Source organism: Psychrobacter sp. W2-37-MNA-CIBAN-0211 (assembly GCF_040309405.1).
GTDB classification, from domain to species: Bacteria; Pseudomonadota; Gammaproteobacteria; order Pseudomonadales; family Moraxellaceae; genus Psychrobacter; species Psychrobacter glaciei.
Window position 1 is genome coordinate 1 of sequence record NZ_JBEOOU010000113.1, and the last position, 285, is coordinate 285.

Below are 285 nucleotides of genomic sequence, written 5' to 3' on the forward strand. Positions count from 1 at the left end.
CCTGTGGGGTTAGGTGAACCAGTATTTGATCGCCTCGATGCTGACATTGCCCATGCACTAATGGGCATTAATGCAGTGAAGGGCGTTGAAGTGGGTGATGGCTTTGGGGTTGTCACTCAAAAAGGCTCTGAAGGTCGCGACTTAATGTCACCACAAGGATTTGCGTCGAACCATGCTGGCGGAGTTCTGGGGGGGATTTCATCCGGTCAACCTGTTGTGGCTCATATTGCGCTAAAGCCGACCTCAAGCATTAGTGTGCCTGGTCAAAGCATGACAGTACAAGGT

The 285-nt window shown here is 51.2% G+C and carries 1 protein-coding gene; it reads left to right on the forward strand.

Features of this window, described 5'->3' with window-relative positions; genetic code table 11:
- On the forward strand, positions 1–285 hold a 285-nt coding region (locus tag AAEY72_RS14515; RefSeq protein ID WP_352311224.1), incomplete at both ends, for a chorismate synthase.